At 72.0% G+C, this 5,031-nt stretch carries 2 protein-coding genes; both read right to left on the bottom strand.

All coding sequences use genetic code 11. The features are described from left to right. Nucleotides 1-272, bottom strand: a 272-nt coding sequence (locus tag ACFV2X_RS55280) for a condensation domain-containing protein (RefSeq protein ID WP_385631840.1), incomplete at its 3' end; no start/stop codon positions are given. A gap of 7 nt (nucleotides 273-279) precedes the next feature. Then, the gene (locus ACFV2X_RS55275; protein ID WP_385631842.1) at nucleotides 280-4,986 is read right to left on the bottom strand and encodes an amino acid adenylation domain-containing protein; all 4,707 of its coding nucleotides are present in this window, start codon (nucleotides 4,984-4,986) and stop codon (nucleotides 280-282) included. Nucleotides 4,987-5,031 lie beyond the last annotated feature (45 nt).

Genomic DNA, 5,031 nt, shown 5'->3' with positions numbered 1-5,031 from the left:
AGCTCCCCCGGGCCGGTCTCCACCACCGGGACCCGCACCCCCACCTCCTCCAGCGGCACCACCCGCTGAAACGGCACACCCCCCTCATCCTCGACAACCACCGTCCGCAGACTCTCATGCCGCCCCACCACATCCCGCACCGCCAGCTCCAGCGCACTCTCATCCAGCTCACCCCTCAACCGCACCCGGAACGGGACGTTGTAAGTGGCGGACGGCCCCTCGAAGCGGTGGACGAACCACATCCGGCGCTGCGCATAAGACAAGGGAATCATCTGGCGTCTACTCCTTAACCTTCATCCTGCGCAGGCTGGGCCTGCTGGTCTTGCTGACCTTGTCCAATTCGGGCGCGAGCGCGGCGACGCTGGGGAATTCCAATATCGTTCCGACGGACACGTCCAGCCCGAGTGCGGCGCGAATGCGGCCCATCAGCTGAGTGGCGAGCAGGGAATGCCCGCCGCAGGCGAAGAAGTTGTCGTCGATTCCGACTCTTTCGAGCCCGAGGACCTCGGCGTACACGCGGCAGAGCGCCTCTTCCCGCGGCGACCGGGGAGGCCGGTAGCCGTTTCCCGTGAATTCGGGTGCGGGCAGTGCCTTCCGGTCCAGCTTTCCGTTCGGCGTCAGCGGCAGCCGGTCGAGCACCACGAACGCCGACGGCACCATGAAGTCCGGCAGTCGCCGCGTCAGGTGGCCGCGCAGCGCGCCTGGGGACACGGCGTCCGGCCCGTCCGGCACCACATAGCCCACCAGCCGTTTGGTGTTGGCCGTGTCATGGGTGTCCTGGGCGATCACGGCCGCCTGTGCCACCGCCGGATGCGACGCCAGCACCGCCTCCACCTCGCCCGGCTCGATCCGGAAACCACGGATCTTGACCTGGCTGTCGCTCCGGCCGAGATATTCGATGCGGCCGAAGGCGTTCCAGCGCACAAGGTCCCCGGTGCGGTACATCCGCTCGCCCGGCCGCCCGAACGGGCAGGCGACGAAGCGTTCGGCCGTAAGGCCCGCCCGGCGCACATAGCCCCGCGCGAGCCCCGAACCCGCCAGATACAGCTCACCGGCGACGCCCTGCGGCACGGGGCGCAACGCTCCGTCGAGCACGTAGACGCACGTGTTGTCCAGCGGGAGTCCGATCGGGATGTCGTCGCCCACCCGCTCCAGCGCCGCCAGCGGGTGGCTGGTGGCGTAGACCGTCGTCTCCGCCGGTCCGTAGGCATGGACAAACGCGGTGTCCGGGCATGCCTCCAGCGCTCGCTCAAACGCCGGCGGTGAGACACGCTCGCCGCCCGTCCACACCTCCTGGAGCCCCGCCAGGCAGCGGCCGTCCTCCCGCACCAGAAGGTTGAACAGCGCGGTGGACAGAAAGACCGAGGTCAGCCCGCGCTCGGCAACCTGCGCCGCGAGCGCGACAGGGTCCAGGGCCCCGGGCGGGGCCACCACGACCTGTCCGCCGCCCAGCAGCGGAATCCACACCTCCCAGACAGAGGCGTCGAACATGAGCGGCGAGTGCAGCAGCACCCGCTCCTGCGCGCCCGTCCGCCACCGCCGGTCCAGAGCCAGGTCCACGACGGCCCGGTGGGGGATGCCCACACCCTTCGGCACACCGGTCGAGCCCGAGGTGTAGATCACGTAAGCGAGCTGGTCGGGATGGCTCGCCGGCTCCGGACCGGGCGCCGGGTCCTCCGCGCCGCCGGACGCCGGGGCCAGCTCGTCCATCCGCACCGTGGGGCAGTCCCCGTCCGGCAGCCGCGCGGCGTGCTCCGCGTCTGTGACCAGGACGACGGGCCGTGCGTCGGTCAGCAGGAAAGCGATCCGCTCGGCCGGATAGCCGGGATCCACCAGAAGAAACGTACCGCCCGTCTTCGCCACCGCGAGCAGCACCGCCACCATCCGGGCCGACCGCGGCAGCGCCACCGCCACCACCGACTCCGCCGCCACGCCGCGCCGGGCCAGTGCCTGTGCGAGCCGCGAGGAAAGGCCGTCGAGCTCCCGGTAGGTCAGGGACCGCTCGTCGGACCACACCGCGACCGCGTCGGGCGTGGCCGCCGCCTGTCGCGCGAACAGGCCCGGGATGGTGAGTTCGGGCGTGGCGACGGCGGTGTCGTTGCGTTCGCGCAGTACGTGGTCGAGCTCGGCCGCGTCCAGCACCTCGAGCGCGCCCACCCGGTGGCCGGGGTCCGCCGCGATCCGGCGCAGGATCCGTGCGAAGCGCGCCGCGACGCCCTCCGCCGCTTCCCGGTCGAACACGTTCCGCTGGTACTGGAGCGTCAGCCGCACTCCGGCGTCCGTGTCGGCCATCGCCATCACGGTCAGGGGGTAGTGCGTGGTGGTGACCAGGCGGATGCCGGTGGCGCTGATCCCGGCCGCCTCGCCCGCCTCGGCGATCCCGGCCCGGCCCACCGGAAAGGACTCGAACGCGACGCAGGTGTCGAAGAGCGGGTTCAGATCCGTCATCCGCTGAATGTCGGTCAGCGCAACGTGATGGTGGTCCAGCAGCGCGGCCTGGTGGCGCTGCAACTCGGTCAGCAGCCCGGCGAGGGAGTCGCCCGGTGCGCATCGCACCCGTACGGGCACGGTGTTGAGGAACATGCCCACCGTCGTGTCCACATCCGGCAGGGCGGGTGGCCGGCCGGAGACCGTGGCGCCGAACACCACGTCCTGCCGTCCGGTCAGCTGTCCGCACAGGACACCCCAGGCGCCCTGGACGACGGTGTTCATCGTGACGCCCAGTTCGGCCGCCCGCCGGGAGAGGTGCGCCGTCTCCGGTGCGGACAGCTCGACGGGGGCCTGCCCGACGCCGTTGCCGTCGTCGCCGGTGGCCGGCTTGCCGGTGGCGGACTTGCCGCCGACTGACGCGCCGGGGGCGAGCGTCGTCGGCCCGTCGAGCCCGTCGAGCTCCTCCGCCCAGACCCGTGCCGACGCGTCCCGGTCCTGCCTGGACAGCCACGCCAGGAAGTCGCGGTACCGCCCCGCGCGCGGTCGCGCCGCCGCATCGGCTCCGTCCGCCGCGTAGAGCCGCAGCAGATCCTGTGTCATCAGCGGCAGCGACCAGCCGTCGAACACCGCGTGATGGGCCGTGAGCACGAGCTCCGACCGGTCCTCACCGAGCTTGAGCAGGGCGAGCCGCAGCAGCGGAGGCGTGGCCGGGGCGAACGGAACGCCCAGGTCGTCGGCCAGGAACCGCTCGACCGCCGCCTCCCGCTCCACGGCGTCGCCGAGTCCGCTCAGATCGGCTTCCCGCCAGGGCAACCGCACGCCGCCGAGTACCAACTGCACCAGGGCACCGGAGGCGTTGAACACGAACGCGGTACGCAGCGCGGCGTGCCGGTCCAGCAGGGCCTGCCCGGCCGCGCGAAGCCGCGCCGGGTCCACCGGCCCGCTCAGATGGAGCACGCACTGCACGCGGTAGGGATCAACAGTGGTCTTGTTCGACAGCGTGTGGAAGAGCAGCCCCGACTGCAGCGGTGTCAGTGGCCAGATGTCCTCGAGGTCCGGGTAGCGCCGTTCCCACTCCTCGATCGCTCCCTGTTCCACCGGCACCAGCGGCGTGTCCGAGGGGGTGAGGCCGCCCCCGCCGGGCCGCGTCGCGTGCGCGGCGAGCTCCTCCAGAGCCGTTATGTCCTCGAGCGGCCGACGCGTGCCGTCCCGCCGACTGCCGGCCGCCACGGCCTCGGCCAGCTCCGCCACGGTCCGGTGCTCGAAGATCTGCCGTGGACTCACCTCCACGCCGCGCTCGCGGGCCAGGGTCACGGCCCGGATCGCCTGAATGCTGTCGCCGCCGAGCACGAAGAAGTCGTCGTCGGCGCCTACCCGGTCCAGCCCGAGCAGTTCGGCGAACGTGTCCGCCAGAGCGGCCTCCGCCGCCGTGCGCGGCGCCCGATAGGCGCCTCGGGTGAGCACCGGCTCGGGCAGCCCCGCCCGGTCCACCTTCCCGCTCGCCGTCAGCGGCAGTGCCTCCAGCACCTCGATCGCCGAGGGCACCATGTGGTCCGGGAGGCGCCGCGCCGCGTACGTACGCAAGTCCGCCGCGGTCACACCGTGCGTGAGGTCGATCTCGCCGTACGGAAGGTCCTGGGCGTGGCCGCCCTCCGCGGTCCTGTGCGGAACGACGTACCCCACCAGTCGCGGCCCCGTGGGGGTTTCGCGGGCGACGACCACGGCGTGTGCCACTGCCGGATGGCTCTCCAGCACGGCCTCGATCTCACCGGGTTCGATCCGGAATCCACGGATCTTGACTTGGTCATCCGCGCGCCCTCGGAACACCAGTTCGTCGTCGGGTGTCCGGGCGACCACGTCCCCGGTGCGGTACATGCGCTCGCCCGGCTCGCCGAACGGGCAGGCCACGAATCGGGCGGCCGTCAGCCCGGGCCTGCCCAGGTACCCCCGTGCCAGCCCGAACCCGCTGACGTACAGTTCGCCGTCCTCCCCTGGCGGCACCGGGCGGAGTTCGTCGTCGAGCACGTGGAGCCGGGTGCCGGTGACCGGCCCGCCGATGGGGGGCGTACGGCCGTCGCCGGTCAGCGGCCCGCTCATCGACGCGATCACGGTCGTCTCGGTCGGACCGTACGCGTTCACCATCCGCCGACCCGGGGCCCACGCCGCCACCAGCTCCGCCGACGACGCCGCACCCCCGACCACCAGCGTGCGCACGCTCGACAGTGAACCCACCGGCAAGGACGCCAGCACCGGCGGCGGCAACAGCACATGCGTCACGCCATACGCCGCCACCGTCCCCACCAACGGCTCACCCGGAGCCAGCGCCTCCCGATCCGCGAGCACCAGCACGGCACCCGACAACAGCGCCGTCGTCAACTCCCACACCGACGCGTCGAAACTCGGCGAGGCAAACTGCAGGATCCGACTCTCCGACGTCACCGCCAACCGCTCCACCTGCGTCGCCAGCAAACCACCCAGCCCGGCATGGGTAACCGCGACACCCTTCGGGCGGCCGGTGGATCCGGAGGTGTAGATGACGTAGGCGGTGTTGGCCATCGACACGGGGCCCAGCCGGTCCGTGTCCGCGAGGGGCGCAGGGTC

This window comes from Streptomyces sp. NPDC059679, from assembly GCF_042734105.1.
Taxonomy (GTDB): domain Bacteria; phylum Actinomycetota; class Actinomycetes; order Streptomycetales; family Streptomycetaceae; genus Streptomyces.
Note: the sequence above shows the minus strand (reverse complement) of the source record. Positions and strands in the feature narration are given on the sequence as shown.